The organism is Breznakiella homolactica, from assembly GCF_016616095.2.
GTDB lineage: Bacteria > Spirochaetota > Spirochaetia > Treponematales > Breznakiellaceae > Breznakiella > Breznakiella homolactica.
Window position 1 is genome coordinate 3,791,474 of the sequence record NZ_CP067089.2, and the last position, 17,331, is coordinate 3,808,804.

Sequence of the window (17,331 nt, forward strand, 5' to 3'; positions counted from 1 at the left end):
GATGTTATGTGAAATACTAGCAAAACCGGGTAAAAAATTATAAGAATAATATATAGACAACTTTCTGAAAAATAAGGAGTATGATTTATGAATGTATTTTTATATGTATTGGATACCCTGGCGGATTGGGAAATATCTTTTCTTATTGCAGAAATTAATAGCGGAAGATATTTAAAAAAGAATATTGAAAAACCTAAAATAATAAAAGTTGGAAATAATTTAAACCCAATAAAAACAATGGGCGGAATTGAAATTATTCCGGATATTGATGTGGATAATGCAGATATAAAAAAAGGTGATTTAGTTGTATTGCCTGGCGCGGAAACCTGGCAAAACGGGAATAATCAGAAAATTATCGATAAAATAAAAGGGAATACGGAAATTATTGTTGGGGCAATCTGCGGGGCAACAGCGGCATTGGCTGAAAATGGAGTATTGGATATTAAAAAACATACAAGTAATGATAAAGAATATTTAAAAATGGTTTGTAAGAATTATAGCGGAGAAAATTTGTATGAATATAAACCTGCTGTTGTTGATGGAAATTTAATAACCGCAACTGGAATAGCTCCTTTAGAATTTACATACGAAATTATAAAGAAAATAAATGTAATGGAAGATACTACGTTACACGCATGGTATTATTTATTCAAAACAAATGAAGCAAAATATTTTTTTGAATTAATGAAATCACTGGAATAAAAATAACGGTGTACGCCCGTACTTCACATAGCAACGTGAATCCACGGTTGCTCGCTGGCATGTGTTCAGCTGGGCTGCGTTTGTTCCGCGTCTTACTCCGGGTTTTCGTTTGCCTGTATATTCTTCGGTTTTAATAATGGTATACTTATAGTACAATTGTTTCCGAACACCAGTTTTACCGGAGGATTACGGCTATGGCATATTATATCGGCGTTGACTGCGGAACCCAGGGCACAAAGGCTGCAATTTATGATCCCGATTGTATGGAATTTCTCGGTGAAGGCTACGCGCCCCATGAGATAGCCGCCAACGAGCGCGGCGGCCGGGAGCAGGATCCCCAGTGGTGGATCGATGCCCTGAATACGGCCATGGAAACGGCCCTGGCGTCCCTGGACAGCGGGAAACGGAAAATGATCCGCGGGATCGGGGTTTCCGGGCAGCAGCATGGGCTCGTTATCCTGGACAGCGGGAAAAAAGTCCTCCGCCGGGCGAAACTCTGGAATGATACGGAAACCTCCGGCGCCAACCAGCGGCTCATTGATGCCGCCGGCGGTCCCCGGGGAGTCATCGAAAAAATCGGGACGGCCATTCCCGTGGGCTACACCGCTTCGAAGCTCGTCTGGCTTAAGGAACACGAACCGGAGGTTTTCGGCAGAATCGCCTATGTGTTCAACCCCAAGGATTACATAAACTTCTATTTAACCGGTATTATCGCCACCGACGCGGGAAGCGCTTCCGGTACCGGGTACTACGATACCATCAATAAGGAATGGAACGATACCATGGTATCCCTGATAGATCCCGCGTTAAAGAAGGCCCTTCCGCCGGTTCTCGGGGATACCGAAGCCGTGGGGCCTATTGCCGCGGCTGTCGCGGAACGGTTCGGGCTGGACCGGAACTGTATCGTCGCCCCCGGCAGCGGCGACAACATGATGGCCGCGGTGGGCACCGGCAACGTCGAGCCCGGTATCGCCACCATGAACCTGGGAACCTCCGGGGTGCTGAGTATTTTCACCGACCAGAAGCCGGTGGGGTACCCTGAAATAATCCAGATCCAGAATTCGATTCCCGGCGGATGGATCCCCACGATCTGCACCATGAACGCCACATCGGCCAGCACCGCGGTGCAGGAGCTGTTCACCCTGGATCTCGCGGCCTTTGACAACGACATGGCCGCCGCTCCCATCGGCTGCGGGGGAGTGACCATGCTCCCGTTTTTCAACGGGGAACGCACCCCCAGCCTTCCTTCCGCAAAGGGGAGCATTACCGGACTGACCATGACCAACTTTACCCGGCCCAACCTTATCCGCTCCGCCGCCGAGTCCGTGGTGTTCGGGCTCCGCTGGGGATGCGACCTGCTCCGGGAAAAGGGAATCGCCTTCCGCCAGCTCCGGCTCGTGGGGGGCGGCAGCAACAGCGCGCCCTGGCGGCAGATAACCGCGGATATCTTCGGAGCGGACATCATCGGGGTCCGCGGGAAGGAAGCGGGCGCCTTCGGCGGGATCATCCAGGCCATGGCCGTCTGCGGCGAAGGATCGGTCCCGGATCTCTGCGCCAGACACATTCAGCTTGATGAACGAAAACAGGCGCATCCGGACCGCGGCAATACCGAAAAATACGAAGCCGTATACCGCGGGTATCTGGACGCCCGCAAGCAGCTGTACGGTATTTAGTTATACCGAACTTTCCCGCAGTATCAGCTCCGGCTCCAGTACCGCGGATGTCACTTTCTCACCGTGAGCCATGCGGTACAGATATTCCGCGGCCAGTATCCCGACCTGTTCCTTGGGCTGGCTTACGGTGGTTAGGGTGCGGTACCCCTGGAGCTCGGTAAATTCCATGTTATCGTATCCGACAATCGAAATATCCTCGGGAATCCGCTTTCCCATCTCCACGCAGGCCCGCATGGCGCCCATGGCGGCGTAATCAGTAGCCGCCACTATGGCGCTCAGGCCGGGATTTCTGGCGAGGATCTTTTTCGCCGCCCCGTATCCGCCTTTGAAGGTAAGATCACAGGAGATGACGAACCGCTTAAAATCCGTCCATCTGCCGCCTTCCGTATACGCCCGGACGTACCCCTTATACCGGTCGGCGACTTCCTCGAAATGAGGATCCCGGTAGGTAAGAAATCCGATGCGTTCGTGGCCCCGGTCCAGAAGGTATTGTACCGCCCGGTACATTCCCTGTTCGTTGTTTACGGTTATTGAAGGAATCGCCAGTTCCGGGATGGTCCTGAGTATCTGAATAATGGGAATCCCCTGGCGGATAACTTCCTTGTACGATTTTATAGCCCGACGGTCGGGAAGGCATACAATGCCGTCGACCTGCCGGTACATAAGGCGTTCCAGGCTTTTTTCAATAGTCGGTATGTCGCTGTCCAGAAATGAAATATCGCTGAATTTCGTACTGGCCAGAAGAACCGCGTAATTCAGTTCGATGCATTTGCGCTCCATCCCGGCGATAATCGTATGCACGAAACTCAAATCAAGATAGGGAAGGTTCACCCCGAAGAGGTAACTCTGGTCGCTGACAAGACCCCGGGCCATAAGGTTCGGCCGGTAATCCAGTTTGCGCGCAATGGATAAGACCTTTTTTCTGGTGGCGTCGCTTATGCTGCCGGAATCGTTCAGCACCAGTGAAACCGTCCGGAGGGATACCTCGGCCTGGGCGGCGATGTCTTTTATGGTAACCCGTTTCTTTTTTTTTATTTTGCCCGACGGGCGGCTTCCTGATTCATCCATAAACAGTTCCTTGCGGAAAAAATTTGACAACCGGTAAATTCTGCCGTACACTCATTTTTAATGTTTAGGTATAACGTTATACTACTAGTATAACGTTATACCAGAGGATAACGCAAAATGCAAGAATTTTTGAACCAATACAAGGATGAACTGCTCCGCAAGGTTATTCCCTTCTGGATGGCACACTCCAGGGATGATGAATACGGCGGATACCTGACCAGCCTTGACCGGGACGGAACGGTGTTCGATACGGATAAATGGATGTGGCTCCAGGGCCGGGAAATCTGGACCTTCGCGACTCTGTATACCAAGGTGGAGCGGCGCCCGGAATGGCTCGCCATGGCGCTCCACGGCGCCGATTTTATCCGCCGCTTCGGGACGGACGGGAACGGAGACTTTTATTTCGGACTCACCCGGGACGGGAAGCCCCTGGTGCAGCCCTACAATATTTTCTCCGACTGTTTCTGCTGCATGGGCCTCGTTGCCCTGGACGCCGCCCAGCCCGGTTCGGGCTACGGCGCGGAAGCCAAGAAAATATTCCAGCGCATCCTTGACCGGAGAGACAATCCCAAAGGGAAATATAATAAACTCTACCCCGGCACCAGGCCGCTCAAAAGCTTCTCCCTGCCCATGATACTCTGCAACCTTGCGCTGGAAATGGAACCCGTCCTGGGAAGCGAGTACGTCAACCGGCTCGTCCGGGATCTGGCGGCTGAAATTATGCGGGATTATTACAAAGAAGAATTCGGCTGCGTCCTCGAGAACGTCGCTCCCGACGGTTCCTTTGTGGATTCCTTTGAGGGCCGGACCCTTTCGCCTGGTCACGGAATCGAAGCCATGTGGTTCCTCATGGACATCGGCGAACGCCTGGGCGATACGGGCCTTATCCGGCGGGCCGCGGATATTACTCTGCAAACTCTGGAAAAAGGATGGGACCGGGAGTTCGGGGGAATTTTCTATTTCCTTGATGTAAAGGGAAAGTACCCGCTTCAGCTTGAATGGGACCAGAAACTCTGGTGGGTCCATCTGGAAAGTCTGGTGGCATGCTGCAAAGGCTTTCTGCACACCGGCGACGGCCGTCTTGAGGAATGGTTCAGGCAGATCCACGGGTACACATGGGATCATTTTGCGGACCCCGAATACCCAGAATGGTACGGGTATCTGTCACGCCATGGAAACACGCTTTTCCCGTTTAAAGGCGGAAAATGGAAGGGCTGTTTCCATCTTCCCCGGGCATTGCTGCAGATATGGAGGACCCTGGAAAAAATGTAATAGCGCAGCCGGTTCTGCCGGACTGCCTAAAAAAGAAAAGGAGAAGGTTGTATGAAAAGGATAAGAAGCAAAGTTCTGGTTTTGGTATCCGTTTTCATTATCGGGATTACCGGGTTTGCCGCGGCCGGCGGCGGCGGCGAGAAGGGTGAAAAAAAAGTCACCATCGGTGTTTCGCTTCCGACCCAGCGTGAGGATATTTGGGTAAAGGGCAAGGAAGCCATGGAAGCCGAAGCAAAACGGCTTGGCGTGGATGTTAAGATTATGCTCGCCGACGCCAACGTGGCCGAGCAGGCAAGCCAGGTTGAAAACCTCCTGTCTCAGGGCATCGACGTACTCATCCTTGCCCCGGTAGACTCCGACGCGGTTTCAACCCTGGTGGACAAAGCCAAGGACGACAATGTCCCGGTGATCAACTTCGCCCGGCTGGCCAACAACTGCGATGTGGATTACTACATCACCTTCGACAACGTCATGGTCGGTGAGCTCCAGGGTGAGTATCTTCTGAACAACATTCCCGACGGCAGTAACATCATCGTCATGTCCGGGGCTCCCACGGACAACCTGGCGGGGCTCTTCAAACGAGGCGCCATGAACAAGATCACCCCCGCGGCGAACGCCGGAAAGGTTAAGATCGTCGCGGAACAGGCGGTCGAGAACTGGCTTCCCGAAAACGCGATGAAGATCGTCGAAAACGCCCTGACCCAGAACCGCAACAATATCCAGGGAATCCTCGCGCCCAACGACGGAACCGCCGGCGGCGCGATCCAGGCGCTGGATGCCCAGGGACTCAAAGGCAAAGTAGTTGTTACCGGACAGGATTCCGAAGCCGCCGCGGTACGGCGCATCCTCGCCGGCGAACAGTCCATGACTATCTTCAAGGACATCCGGGAACTGGCCATCGCCTCCATCCAGGCGGCCAACAAATACGCCCTCAAGGATACCCAGGGGCTGGAAGTTTCCGGAACGACCAACAACGGCAGGATGGATGTTCCCACCCTGTTTATTCCCCCCACCATTATCACAAAAGACAACGCCGTTGATGTGCTGGTTAGGAGTTCAGGATATCTGAAGGAATCCGATATCAGGTAAAACTTTGTACAGTATGCGCGGGACAACCCGTGCATACTGTTTTATTTCCACGCGCAGGATTTAAACATGGCTGAACATATTTTGGAATTCCGGGATGTGGGAAAACAATTCGCCGGAGTCCGTGCCCTGGATAAGGTCAGTTTCTCGGTTGACGCGGGGGAGATACACGCCATTGTCGGCGAGAACGGCGCGGGGAAATCGACCCTCATGAAAATCGTGAGCGGATTCTATCCCGCCGGAACCTACGAAGGCAGCGTTTTTATAAACGGGCAGGAAATTCAGTTTAAGGATATCGCCGACGCGGAATCCGCCGGAGTCGCTATCATATACCAGGAACTGGCCCTGGTCCCCAAACTCAATGTAATCGATAATATTTTTCTCGGGCATGAACTAAAAACAGCCCGGGGTTCCATCGATATGATGGCCCAGAGCAAACGTACCCAGGAACTTCTGGAATTGCTTGGGCTGGATGTCAATCCCTTCCTTCCGGTCCAGGAACTCGGGGTCGGACAGCAGCAGCTCATAGAAATTGCCAAGGCCATAAACAGGAACGCGCGGATCATTATTTTCGATGAGCCCACCGCGGCATTAAATGAAAAAGAAAGTTACCAGCTCCTGGATCTGATCCGGGACTTTAAAGCAAAGGGCATTACTTCAATTTACGTTTCCCACAAACTTGAGGAAGTCCTCGCCGTTGCGGACCGGCTCACGATTCTCCGGGACGGCAGTACGGTTGAGACCGCCCCGGTAAAGGGCAATGCCGCCATGAATGAAGGGCTGATTATTTCCTACATGGTGGGCCGGACCATAGAGAACCGGTTCCCCTGGGCGGAAAAACATCCCGGAGATGTGGTGCTCGAAGTCAGAAACTGGACCGTGCCGCATCCTGTGCTGGAACACAAGAATGCCCTGGAAAATATAAACCTCTCCGTGCGGAAAGGTGAAATTGTCGGCCTCGGCGGCCTTATGGGTGCGGGCCGTACCGAGTTTGCCCTCAGCCTTATCGGGCTTTACCAGAAGCCGGTTACGGGTACTCTCGCCATCGACGGCCGGGAAGAGCGGATAAACAATCCCAACGACGCCATCCGGCGGGGCCTGTGTTACCTCACGGAGGACCGGAAAGGCAAAGGCCTCATTCTGTTTAATTCAATAAAAACAAACATGACCTTGGCAAGTCTTAAGCAGTTTACCCATTTTTCGCGGATCAATCCCATGCAGGAGGACGCCGCCGCCCAGGGTATGGTTTCGGGGCTTTCCATCAAGTCGAGTTCCCTGGAACAGCTGGCGGGCAACCTTTCCGGGGGCAACCAGCAAAAGGTTGTTCTGGCCAAATGGCTGCTGGCGCAGCCCAAGGTACTTATCCTCGATGAGCCCACCCGCGGGATTGATGTAGGGGCCAAGTATGAAATTTACGAACTCATGAACCGGCTCACCGCCGACCAGGGGGTGGGTATACTGATGATCTCCTCGGAACTGCCGGAACTGCTGGGAGTCTGCGACCGGATTATCGTTATGCATGAAGGAGAACTGGCCGGCGAGCTGGACAGGAAAAACGCGACCCCGGAATTATTCATGAAATACGCTACAGGAGTACAGTAATGCCATCAATACAAAGCAGCGGTATCCGATCGGTGATACGGAAATATTCCATGTATTTTGCCCTGGTGATCATCATGATCGTTTTTTCCGTGACCACCGGCGGTACCTTCCTAACCCCGAGGAACCTGACGAACCTCATGTTCCAGACTTCCTATATAGCGGTTCTGGCCATTGGTGTGGTTCTCGTAATCATCGCGGGCCATACGGACCTGTCCCTGGGATCCCTCACCGGGCTTCTGGGCGGAATCATGGCGGTTCTGCAGGTCAAGTTCGGCTGGAGTACCCCCATGGTGATTCTGGCGGGCGTGCTCATCGGCATGACCTTCGGCGCGTGGCACGGATTCTGGATTGCCTTCCAGCGGATTCCCGCCTTTATTGTCACCCTGGCGGGCATGCTTTCCTACCGCGGCGTTCTTATCATGCTCACCGGCGGCGAAACCATTGCCCCTATGCGGGACAGCTTTAAAATGATCGGCCAGGGGTATCTTCCGCGGATCAGCCAGGATCTTCCGTTCCACGATACCACCATGATCCTCGGCGTTCTGGCGGTGGCTGTTTTTATCGGATTCCAGATACACAACCGGAGGCTCCGGATAAAACACGGATTCCCCGTGGGAAAGGCTCCGGCATTCGCCGCGGGAATCGGTCTGGCTTCGGCGGCTATTCTCGGCGCTTTTTTAATGATTGCCCTGTACCGGGGAATTCCCTATTCGGCGCTGCTGCTTATTTTTCTGACCCTTATCCTCCATTATGTCTCCACCCGCACACCCTTTGGGCGGTATGTATTCGCCATCGGGGGCAATGTCGAGGCGGCCCGGCTTTCGGGGATCAATATCAGGAAGGTTAATTTCAGCCTGTACGTTCTTATGGGCTCCCTGGCGGCGGTATCGGGCATGCTTTTTACCGCCCGGCTCAATTCCGCCACCGCCAGCGCCGGAACGATGTTTGAATTCGACGCCATAACCGCGGCGATTATCGGCGGCGCCAGTGTCATGGGCGGCGAGGGCAGTGTCATCGGGGCCGTGATCGGAGCCCTGGTTACGGGGTCCCTCAACAACGGCATGGGGCTTATGAATATTCCCACCGACCGCCAACAGATCATCAAAGGCCTTATCCTGCTGCTGGTGGTGTGGTTTGATATCGGCATGCGGAAGAAACGCCGGTAATTCATACTTCTATTTCATGTAATATATATATTATATGCAAAACACCTAAAATTACGTTCTTTTAAAAGACGGATTTTAGGTGTTTTTTTATCTTTAGTGTAATTTAATACTAAAAACAATAAAATAAACTGGAAATAAAATTCCCCCTCCGCCATAATAAATAGATGGATTATACAGTTGCCGAAGCCTGCTGACTGGATTCCCGTTAAAGGATTATACCATCGCCGCAGGCCGCTGCTGTTAATACTATTTAAGGAGAAGTACATGAGAAAACTAGTAGCCGTCAGCTTGCTGCTGCTCACCGCGCTTTCCGGTGTTTTTGCCGGAGGCGGAAGTGATTCCGGATCGGGCGGGGAAAAGAAACCTGTGGTCATCAATATGTGGACCCATGAGGATCCGAACCGCCAGAAAATGGAGGAACAGTTCGCCAAAGAATACATGGCGGCCAATCCCCACGTAACGATCAATTATTCGGTTTATCCTTCCACCAATATCCAGGATCTCATTCCCACCGCGTACGCGGCCCGGAACGCGCCGAGCATCTGGAACCTGGAACTCCAGAAAGCCTATCCGATTTTTATGCAGGGCCTCTGCGCCCCCATTCCGGTAAAGGAACTGGGATATAGGAACGAACAGGAACTGATCAATTCCTACCTGCCCGGCATGCTTGATCCCGTAATGGACAAGGACGGCAAACTCTTCGGCCAGAAGGGTGCGATCTACGGCCTTCCCCTGGAAATGGTCAACTTCTGCATCTACCTGAACAAGAAGATCTTCCGCGACGCCGGCCTCAATCCCGAACGGGATTATCCCAAGACCTGGGAAGAAATGATGACGGTTTCGGAGAAGATCGTCCGCCGGAACGGCAACATCATCACCCGCCGGGGATTTGATTTCCGCTATGGCGACTATCTTATTTCCTGGGTTCCCATGGTGGAACAGCTCGGCGGCAAAGTGATCAGCGACGACGGGAAAGAAGCGATCATCAACGAAGCGGCCTGGACCAAGGTGCTGACCTATATGCAGCAGTGGGGCCCCAACGGCAAGAACCTCGGTTCCCCCACCTATACCGCCGCCCGCCGCCAGTTTGACAACGACCAGAACGAAATCGCCATGCACCTTTCGGGCATTTACCAGGAAGCCCGGATGCGGACCGCGAACCCCGCGTTCTACAACAGCGACGACTGGATGGTTATTCCCTATCCGGTGTTCCAGGGCGGAAAGCATATTTCCAACACCTATTACTTCCAGTACTACATGGTTAACTCCCAGATCCCCCTCAACGAACAGATTGAGTCCTGGAAATTTGTGGCCTACATGCTGAGCCACGGTGATATGTATCTGGAAACCGTCGCCCTGACCCAGCCCACCAAGGCGGTCATGGAAGGTGAACTGTTCCGGAGCATGCCCTACAGCGACGTGTTCAAGGATGACCTGAATTACGCCGGTGTGGTGTACCACTCGGGATTCAGCTGGAGAATCAATGAACTCATCAAAGCCGCCATTGAGGAGGTTATGATGAGCAACAGTGATCCCGCCGCGGCGGTGGCAAAACTCAAGAGAGACGCCCAGGCTGTGGTAAACGAAAACCTGTAATCGCTTAAAGAAGGGGCGGTGTTTTCCAGAGGGAAAGTGCCGCCCCGTTTTTTTTATGAGGGGGCCTTTATAATGTCTGCAGAAATTAAAAAGCCGAGAAAAAGCGGCCTTGAATGGAAGCTGGCCCGCTGGGGCTGGTATTTCGTTATTCCGGGATTGGTATTTTTCGCTATCTTTTCATTTTATCCGATTATTAACGCCTTTTATCTGAGTTTTCATAGAAAGAACATGATCTCTCCCTTGCCCCCTGTGTTTGTGGGGTTTGATAATTATATATCAATTCTGAAGCTGCCAAGCTTCTGGAATTCTATCCAGGCGACGCTGATCTTTACCCTGGGAACTTTTATTCCCCTGGTTATCGTCAGTTTGATTCTGGCAACGTTTATCACGCGGCAGAAACGGTTCGCCCGGGGATGGCAGCTCATCTATTATTCCCCCGCGGTGCTGTCCTCCGCCGTCGCCGCGTTGATCTGGATGATCATTTTCCAGCCCACAGGTATTGCCAACCAGTTCGTTAACGCTATCCTGTTTACCAGCGGCGTCGACCGGCAGTGGCTGTCCAACGGAAACATGGTCCGGATTTCAACAATGATTGTCTATTTCTGGAAGTACGTCGGGTATTTTACGATCCTTTTTATGACGGGACTTACCAAGATTCCCCAGGTCATATATGAAGGGGCCACCATTGACGGCGCCGGGCGGTTCCAGACTTTCTTCAAGATAACCCTGCCGCTGCTTAAACCCACCACGGTAATGGTTTCGGTCATGGCCATGCTCCAGTGCCTCAAGACGTTCTCCACCCAATACCTCTTTACCCAGAGCGGCGCGCCGAGGGCGCCCATCGATGTTATCACCCTTAACATCTATACCACCGCCATGCGGGAGTACAATGTGGGCCGGTCATCGGTTATGAGTATTCTGCTGTTTTTAACCATGCTCATTCTCACCATCATTCAGCTCCGCGCGTCACGCAGTGATGACGTGAGCTATTAAGGAGGCTTTCCATGTCAGATACCCACGCCGGTTACAAGCCTTCAAAGATACCGAATATTATCGTTAAGATTTTTCTTATTGTAATAGCGGCCTTTATTCTGCTGCCCATGCTGTTTATGCTCACCGCCGCGTTTATGCCGGCCAATGAAATCACGAAGATGCCCTACCGGTGGATTGCTTCCCGGATCGAATGGTCGAATTTCTACAAGGCCGTCGCGGGCAATGACGGGAGCTTTGTTTTCATCAGAAATGTGATGAACTCCCTGATCGTCTCGGTCACTGTTTCCGTATCGACCGTCCTTCTGTCCTCCCTGACCGGGTACGGCCTCGCCAAATTCCGGTTCCGGGGACGGAACATTGTTTTTATGGCAATCATGATGACCATGATGATTCCCTTTGAGACCATCATGGTGCCCCTGTACATGGTGGTCCTCAATCTGGGACTGCAGAACACCTACCGGGGCCTGATTGTGCCCTTCCTGATGAACGCCTTCGGGGTGTTTATGATGCGCCAGTATCTCCAGACCTTTCCCAAGGATATGCTCGACGCCGCCCGGATCGACGGCTGCACCGAGCCGGGGATTTTCGTCAAAATCGTTATGGTGAATTCCGGGCCCGCCCTGGCGAGCCTGGCGATCCTGACCTTCCGGCAGCAGTGGGACAACCTCATGTGGCCCCTGATGGTGGCCCAGGAAAAACGGCTTAAAACGATTCCGACCTATATCGTCAGCTTCGCGGAGGAAAAATTCGCCGATGAGGGCGCCATGATGGCGGTGGCTCTGCTGGCCAGTATTCCCGTTATTATCCTGTTCCTCACCCTGTCCAAGTATTTCGTGGGCGGTTCCAGCGTGTATTCCGCCGGAAAGGAATAAGGGTTCTCGGAACCACGGAGAATGTAATTTCGTTGTATACAAAGAAATTACATTCTCCAGTATGCATTCAGGGAAGCCCTCTGAAAACTTCAGTTTTCAGAGGGCTTTTTTCATCCCGCCTCAAAGACAGCCGCGGTTTTTTTATTTTACTGACGCCAGATATACCCGGGCTTCGTAGGGCCTGAGGGCTTCGCCGGAATCACTGGAATCGCCGTAGTTCCCGATGAGCAGTTCCCCGGCGCCGGCCGTCAGCGCGGAAATATCCGGGCCGTCCGCGGGCTGGCCGGTGAAGTTGCAGAGTACCAGGAGAACCGCATCCCCGCGGCGGCGGCGGTAGGCGTAGACAGCTGTATCCTCCGGAAGGACCAGCTCGTAGGAGCCGTAGACAATCACCGGATAGCTTTTCCTGAGGCGGATCAGCTCCCGGTAAAAACTGAAGATTGAATTGGGATCGTCCGTCTGCCCGGCGGCATTGATTTCCCGGTAATTCGGATTGACCGTGATCCAGGGTGTTCCGGCGGTAAAGCCGGCGTTGGGGCCGCCATCCCACTGCATGGGAGTCCGGGCGTTGTCCCTGCCGGATTTCCGGATGTATTCCATCATTTCGTCGTGGGTGAATGCCCCCTGTTCGGTTACCTTTTCCCGGTAGGCGTTGAAGATTTCCACATCCCGGTAGTGTTCCAGGGATTCCATGGGCGCGTTGGTCATCCCCAGTTCCTCTCCCTGATAGATATAGGGGGTGCCCTGCATCATATGGAGGCAGACCGCCAGCATCTTGGCGCTTTTTTCCCGCAGCAGTTCGGTACTGGTGTCGCCGAACCGGGAGACCGCCCGGGGCTGGTCGTGGTTGTTCCAGTACAGGCTGTTCCATGCCACACCATCCAGGCCGTACTGCCATTTGGACATGATTTCCCTGATTGTTTTCAAAGGGATGCGGTGGGGATTCCATTTGTAATGTTCGTTGTAATCCGCTTCCATCAATTCAAACTGGAACACCATATTGAGTTCTTCCCGGTTGAAACCGGCGTATTTTTTCGCGTCCTCCACGGTGACCTTCGAGGTTTCCCCCACGGTCATAATGTCGTACCGGGACAAAACCTTCCGGTTCATCTCCTGCAGGTATTCGTGGACCCGGGGGCCGTTGGCGCAGCTGACCCCCGGCCCGCCGTCGGCGGCCAGGGCCGCGTCAGGTTTGGAAATCATGTTGATCACGTCCATCCGGAATCCGTCGATGCCCTTATCGAGCCACCACTCCATCGTTTCGTATACCGATTCCCTGACTGCCGTGTTATCCCAGTTGAGGTCCGGCTGTTCTTTGACAAAGAGGTGCAGGTAGTACTGGCCCGTGGTTTCATCGAGCTGCCAGCCGGATCCGGAGAAGATACTCCGCAGCCCGTTCGGTTCGGCCCCGTTGTGGCCGTCCCGCCAGAGGTACCAGTCCCGTTTCGGATTGTCCCGGCTTGACCGGGATTCTATAAACCAGGGGTGCTGGTCCGAAGTATGGTTGGCCACCAGATCCATGACGATCTTAATTCCCCGGCGGTGGGCTTCCTCCAGGAGCCGGTCAAAGTCGGCCATGGTCCCGAAGTCTTTGTGAATTTCCCTGTAATCGCTGATGTCGTAGCCGTTGTCCTTGTCCGGCGACGCGTACACCGGGCTCAGCCAAATCACATCGGCTCCAAGTTCTTTGATATAATCGAGCCTGCTGATGATTCCCGGAATATCCCCGATTCCGTCGCCGTCGGAATCCTGAAAACTGCGGGGATAAATCTGGTACACCACCGCTTCTTTCCACCACTGCCGTTCCATAGTACCGTCCTTTTTTTCAAGTATAAGGGGGAGCACCGGGACTGACAATCCGGAAAACATCCGTGTTTAATGGGACCGCGGATCCCGGCGTCGCCGTTACGGCCCGGATGTTTTCCGGCTTAACCGGCTCGGTGCTGCCCTTGCAAGGCGGGCTGCTCCCCCTGCGCTCCAGCCTTGCCGTTTTGTATGTGGAGTTTTGCAAAGCAAAACTCCTGAAAGACTTGACGCCGCAGGCGGCAAGTCTTACGCTACCCCCACTTCTGGTTCCTGAGCGCCGCCGGTTCCCGGCCCCGCACCGTCCTGGAACCGTTCTCCTTACGCAACACCCCTCCCAAGGCCAGGCTTCTGCATTATTTACACCGGAAAAGGCAAAGAAGCATGATGTGAAAAGGTACTATGGGGTGCCGGGGGCAAAGGGGCTCTGAGCGACTTTCGAGGCCGCAGGCCGCTGAGGAGCCAGAGCCCCTTTGCCCCCGGCAGGACCCCCGGACCTGTTCCTCCATGCTTCTTTGTTTTTTCATGTAATGCAGATGCCCATACCAGCTAGCAAGGAAGCGGAAAATCCGGCACAATGGATCTATGAAACTTTTCATTTTTGACATGGGCGGCGTGGTGGTCCACAATGTGATGATCATCCCCCAAATCGCCGCCGAACTTGGAATTACCGCGGATGATTTTTTCCGCGGCGCCGGGTCCGATCCGTCGGTAACTCATACGTCGCCGTACCATCTCGGTGATATTGCGGCCTTCATGAAGGGTGAAATTACCACCGAGCAGTTCTGGGCCAATTTCACCGGCCGGACCGGTATCGCCGTACAGGGCGATCCCTGGTACAAACATTTCAGCCCCGTCATTGATGAGGGAACCGTGGCTGTGATTAAGGATCTGAAGAACGCCGGTTACCGGGTGGTCTGCGGCACGAATTCCTTGGATGCCCACTACCGGCGCCATCAGGAACTTGGGGACTACGGCTGTTTCGACAAAGTGTATGCTTCCCAGCTCATGGGCATCATCAAGCCGGATCCGGAATTCTGGAACCGCATCCTCCGGGAGGAGAATATTGAACCCAAGGATGCCTTTTTTACCGATGACTTTGAAGAAAACACCGAGGCAGCGAAAAAACTCGGCATAACGGCCCATCTATTTACCGACGCGGCGGAACTCCGGAAGGCGGCAGCACCGTATCTGCGGTAACTTTCCGATAAGAAATATTCAGTCTGTGCAAAACCCCCGGCTCCGGGGGTTTTTTTGTCAAAATCTTCTATTTACTGTAATATTTGGAAAAATTTGAAAATAATTAAATATTTGAGAAATTAGTTGACATATTCTGGAGGCATGGTATGATGTGTACTGACAATAATTGAAAGGATTTGGAAATATATGAAATTTGCTGGCAGAATGAATTCCTTTATGTTTAAAGGAAACTACGATCTATTTCAGACAATAGAAGAGTACAAAAAAATTGACGGAATCACCCATCTCGAATTCAATTATCCGGAACATGTGGCGCCGTATTCCGTGGATGAGCTGAAAGCCCGCATGGGACATCTTAAGGTAAACGGAGTGGCAACACGTTTCCGGGACAGCTACACCGCGGGGGAATTCACCAACCCCGACCCGGAGAAAAGCCGCGCGGCGGTCCAGCTCTGCAGGGACGCTGTGGACGCGTGCAAAGCCCTGGGCGGCAGCGTCCTGACGGTTTGGCTGGGATTTGACGGATTTGATTACGCGTTCCAGGTTGACTACGAGAAAAACTGGAACACGATAATCGCGTCCTTCCGGGAAGTCGCCGCCTATGGCGAGGAACGGGGTATCAGGATAAGTATTGAGTACAAACCCTTTGAGCCCCGGGCCTTTTCAATGATCGACGGTATCGGGCTGACCCTTCTGGCTATAGACGAAATCGGCTCGAAGAACGTGGGGGTGACCCTCGATTTCTGCCACATGATGATGAAGAACGAAAGCCCCGCTTTTTCCCTGGCGCTCGCTGCCCGGCGGAACCGGCTTTTCGGCCTCCACCTGAATGACGGCTACCGTATCATGGACAGCGGTATGATATTCGGATCGGTTAACTATATTCAATGTGTTGAATTTATTTATTATCTAAAAAAATACAATTATGAAGGGGTGGTATTTTTTGACTCCTTCCCGGTCAGGGAAACCGCGGCGGAAGAAATCGCCATGAACATTAAAATGGTCAATCTGATGTCGAAAACCATCGACGAAATCGGAATGGACCGGATTCAGCGGATCTGTGAAAAGCAGGATGGGGTAAGTTCCCAGGACCTTGCCTATGCAATGCTATCACATAAACTCAAGGATTCTTAAGGAGAGAAGAATTATGAAGAAAGCAAGTATTTTACTGTTGGCCCTGCTGCTTGCCGTATCGTTCTCGGTGTTCGCCAAAGGCGGAACCGATGGCTCCGGTTCCCAGGACGGGGAATTCAATCCCGATAACGAGGCGGGGATTATGATTGAGGATATCCGCGCGCAGTTCGGCGATGTCCCGAAACCCTCGGGAAGTGTGACCGTGGGCGCCGTGGCAAAGCAGTTCCAGAATGAATACTGGAGGACCCTCCGGGAAGGATACATGGAAGGTGCCAAACAGGCTCAGGCCGCCGGAGTTTCCGTCACCATGGATGTCCAGGCCGCTCTGGATGAAAACGACGAACAGGGCCAGCTTGCCATTGTCAACAATATGGTCAACAAGAAGTATTCAATCCTTCTCCTTTCCCCGATCTCCGACGGAAACCTCGTCCCCGGGGTTGAGAATGCTCTGAGCAAAAATGTTCCGGTGATCAACGTAAACGACGGTCTGATTAAGAACGCCCCCAACTTTGTCGGACCCAAGGCCGACCAGAACGGCGAGCTCGCCGCGGACTGGATCGGCAAAAAGCTGAACGGACAGGGTGAGGTCGCCATCGTTATCGGAATGCCCAAGGCCTTCGCCGCGCGGCAGCGGACCCAGGGTTTTGAAAACTGGATGACGGACCACTATCCCGGCATCAAGGTCGTGGCCAAGCAGAACGCGGACTGGGACCGGAACCGGGCCCGGGAACTGGCTTCAACCTGGATCAAGAATTTCCCCAACCTTAAAGCCATCTTCTGCAACAACGACGGCATGGCCCTGGGTGTTGTCGAAGCGGTGCGGGAGTCCGGCAAGGATATTCTCGTGGTCGGCGTCGACGGAATCGGGGAAGCCTACGATTCCATCCGGAAAGGTCACCTGGATGCCACCATCGATTCCTTCCCGTACTACAAGGCGCAGATCGCCCTGGAATGCGGCCTCAGGATTCTCGGCGGCCAGACTCTTCCCCGGGTTATCTGGACCCCCCAGGCGCTGATCGATTCCACCAACGTCAACACCCCCGCCGCGGAAATCATCGGCTGGCAGCCCACTAAATTTACGAATTAACGCCCCTCGGTTCGCGGAACCATCCGGGCAGCCGCGGTTACCTGACAGCAGGGAACCGCGGCTGCCCGGTTCCGCAG

14 protein-coding genes are annotated in these 17,331 nt (G+C 53.3%); 12 read left to right on the top strand and 2 right to left on the bottom strand.

Annotation, left to right across the window (positions count from 1 at the left end; genetic code table 11):
- The first annotated feature begins 87 nt into the window (after window positions 1-87).
- Together JFL75_RS17065 and xylB are read left to right on the top strand one after the other, a co-directional pair.
- Window positions 88-702 (top strand): DJ-1/PfpI family protein, encoded by a 615-nt coding sequence (locus JFL75_RS17065; RefSeq protein ID WP_215627878.1) that lies wholly within the window; start codon window positions 88-90, stop codon window positions 700-702.
- A gap of 194 nt (window positions 703-896) precedes the next feature.
- Entirely contained in the window at window positions 897-2,375 is a 1,479-nt protein-coding gene (gene xylB, locus JFL75_RS17070) for a xylulokinase (RefSeq protein WP_215627879.1), read from the top strand.
- Here xylB and JFL75_RS17075 read toward each other — a convergent pair whose 3' ends face one another.
- Window positions 2,376-3,443 (bottom strand): LacI family DNA-binding transcriptional regulator, encoded by a 1,068-nt coding sequence (locus JFL75_RS17075; RefSeq protein WP_215627880.1) that lies wholly within the window; start codon window positions 3,441-3,443, stop codon window positions 2,376-2,378.
- Between the two features lie 117 nt (window positions 3,444-3,560).
- On the opposite strand from JFL75_RS17075, the gene JFL75_RS17080 reads away from it, so the two are divergent.
- The 7 genes from JFL75_RS17080 (at window position 3,561) to JFL75_RS17110 (ending at window position 12,030) form a co-directional block, all read left to right on the top strand.
- Window positions 3,561-4,715, top strand: coding sequence for a n-acyl-d-glucosamine 2-epimerase (locus tag JFL75_RS17080; protein WP_215627881.1), 1,155 nt, complete (start codon window positions 3,561-3,563; stop codon window positions 4,713-4,715).
- 51 nt (window positions 4,716-4,766) lie between these two features.
- Window positions 4,767-5,804, top strand: coding sequence for a sugar ABC transporter substrate-binding protein (locus JFL75_RS17085; RefSeq protein WP_215627882.1), 1,038 nt, complete (start codon window positions 4,767-4,769; stop codon window positions 5,802-5,804).
- A gap of 66 nt (window positions 5,805-5,870) precedes the next feature.
- Window positions 5,871-7,403 (top strand): sugar ABC transporter ATP-binding protein, encoded by a 1,533-nt coding sequence (locus JFL75_RS17090; protein ID WP_215627883.1) that lies wholly within the window; start codon window positions 5,871-5,873, stop codon window positions 7,401-7,403.
- Window positions 7,403-8,569, top strand: a complete 1,167-nt coding sequence (locus JFL75_RS17095) for a sugar ABC transporter permease (RefSeq protein WP_215627884.1) — start codon at window positions 7,403-7,405, stop codon at window positions 8,567-8,569. The genes JFL75_RS17090 and JFL75_RS17095 overlap by 1 nt, the downstream gene beginning before the upstream one ends.
- Before the next feature lie 264 nt (window positions 8,570-8,833).
- On the top strand, window positions 8,834-10,165 hold the full coding sequence (locus JFL75_RS17100; RefSeq protein WP_215627885.1) for an ABC transporter substrate-binding protein: 1,332 nt from the start codon (window positions 8,834-8,836) through the stop codon (window positions 10,163-10,165).
- A gap of 72 nt (window positions 10,166-10,237) precedes the next feature.
- A complete protein-coding gene (locus JFL75_RS17105; RefSeq protein WP_215627886.1) occupies window positions 10,238-11,158 on the top strand; it encodes a carbohydrate ABC transporter permease in 921 nt (306 codons plus the stop codon).
- Between the two features lie 11 nt (window positions 11,159-11,169).
- Window positions 11,170-12,030: a carbohydrate ABC transporter permease gene (locus JFL75_RS17110; protein WP_215627887.1), complete on the top strand. Its 861-nt coding sequence runs from the start codon at window positions 11,170-11,172 to the stop codon at window positions 12,028-12,030.
- Window positions 12,031-12,171: 141 nt separating this feature from the next.
- Here JFL75_RS17110 and JFL75_RS17115 read toward each other — a convergent pair whose 3' ends face one another.
- Window positions 12,172-13,839 carry an alpha-glucosidase gene (locus tag JFL75_RS17115; RefSeq protein WP_215627888.1) on the bottom strand — a complete coding sequence of 556 codons (1,668 nt, stop codon included), beginning with the start codon at window positions 13,837-13,839 and terminating at the stop codon, window positions 12,172-12,174.
- A gap of 579 nt (window positions 13,840-14,418) precedes the next feature.
- On the opposite strand from JFL75_RS17115, the gene JFL75_RS17120 reads away from it, so the two are divergent.
- From JFL75_RS17120 to JFL75_RS17130, 3 genes are all read left to right on the top strand, one after another.
- Window positions 14,419-15,033, top strand: a complete 615-nt coding sequence (locus tag JFL75_RS17120) for an HAD family hydrolase (protein WP_215627889.1) — start codon at window positions 14,419-14,421, stop codon at window positions 15,031-15,033.
- A gap of 186 nt (window positions 15,034-15,219) precedes the next feature.
- Window positions 15,220-16,167, top strand: coding sequence for a sugar phosphate isomerase/epimerase family protein (locus JFL75_RS17125; RefSeq protein ID WP_215627890.1), 948 nt, complete (start codon window positions 15,220-15,222; stop codon window positions 16,165-16,167).
- 13 nt (window positions 16,168-16,180) lie between these two features.
- Entirely contained in the window at window positions 16,181-17,254 is a 1,074-nt protein-coding gene (locus JFL75_RS17130; protein WP_215627891.1) for a sugar ABC transporter substrate-binding protein, read from the top strand.
- Window positions 17,255-17,331 lie beyond the last annotated feature (77 nt).

What these genes read in the sequence shown, in the direction of transcription:
- JFL75_RS17100 (WP_215627885.1), top strand. Translation starts at nt 8,834, where the DNA reads ATGAGAAAACTAGTAGCCGTCAGCTTGCTGCTGCTCACCGCGCTTTCC.
- JFL75_RS17130 (WP_215627891.1), top strand. Translation starts at nt 16,181, where the DNA reads ATGAAGAAAGCAAGTATTTTACTGTTGGCCCTGCTGCTTGCCGTATCG.
- JFL75_RS17125 (WP_215627890.1), top strand. Translation starts at nt 15,220, where the DNA reads ATGAAATTTGCTGGCAGAATGAATTCCTTTATGTTTAAAGGAAACTAC.
- JFL75_RS17075 (WP_215627880.1), bottom strand. Translation starts at nt 3,443, where the DNA reads ATGGATGAATCAGGAAGCCGCCCGTCGGGCAAAATAAAAAAAAAGAAA.
- JFL75_RS17115 (WP_215627888.1), bottom strand. Translation starts at nt 13,839, where the DNA reads ATGGAACGGCAGTGGTGGAAAGAAGCGGTGGTGTACCAGATTTATCCC.
- xylB (WP_215627879.1), top strand. Translation starts at nt 897, where the DNA reads ATGGCATATTATATCGGCGTTGACTGCGGAACCCAGGGCACAAAGGCT.
- JFL75_RS17110 (WP_215627887.1), top strand. Translation starts at nt 11,170, where the DNA reads ATGTCAGATACCCACGCCGGTTACAAGCCTTCAAAGATACCGAATATT.
- JFL75_RS17085 (WP_215627882.1), top strand. Translation starts at nt 4,767, where the DNA reads ATGAAAAGGATAAGAAGCAAAGTTCTGGTTTTGGTATCCGTTTTCATT.
- JFL75_RS17090 (WP_215627883.1), top strand. Translation starts at nt 5,871, where the DNA reads ATGGCTGAACATATTTTGGAATTCCGGGATGTGGGAAAACAATTCGCC.
- JFL75_RS17095 (WP_215627884.1), top strand. Translation starts at nt 7,403, where the DNA reads ATGCCATCAATACAAAGCAGCGGTATCCGATCGGTGATACGGAAATAT.
- JFL75_RS17120 (WP_215627889.1), top strand. Translation starts at nt 14,419, where the DNA reads ATGAAACTTTTCATTTTTGACATGGGCGGCGTGGTGGTCCACAATGTG.
- JFL75_RS17065 (WP_215627878.1), top strand. Translation starts at nt 88, where the DNA reads ATGAATGTATTTTTATATGTATTGGATACCCTGGCGGATTGGGAAATA.
- JFL75_RS17105 (WP_215627886.1), top strand. Translation starts at nt 10,238, where the DNA reads ATGTCTGCAGAAATTAAAAAGCCGAGAAAAAGCGGCCTTGAATGGAAG.
- JFL75_RS17080 (WP_215627881.1), top strand. Translation starts at nt 3,561, where the DNA reads ATGCAAGAATTTTTGAACCAATACAAGGATGAACTGCTCCGCAAGGTT.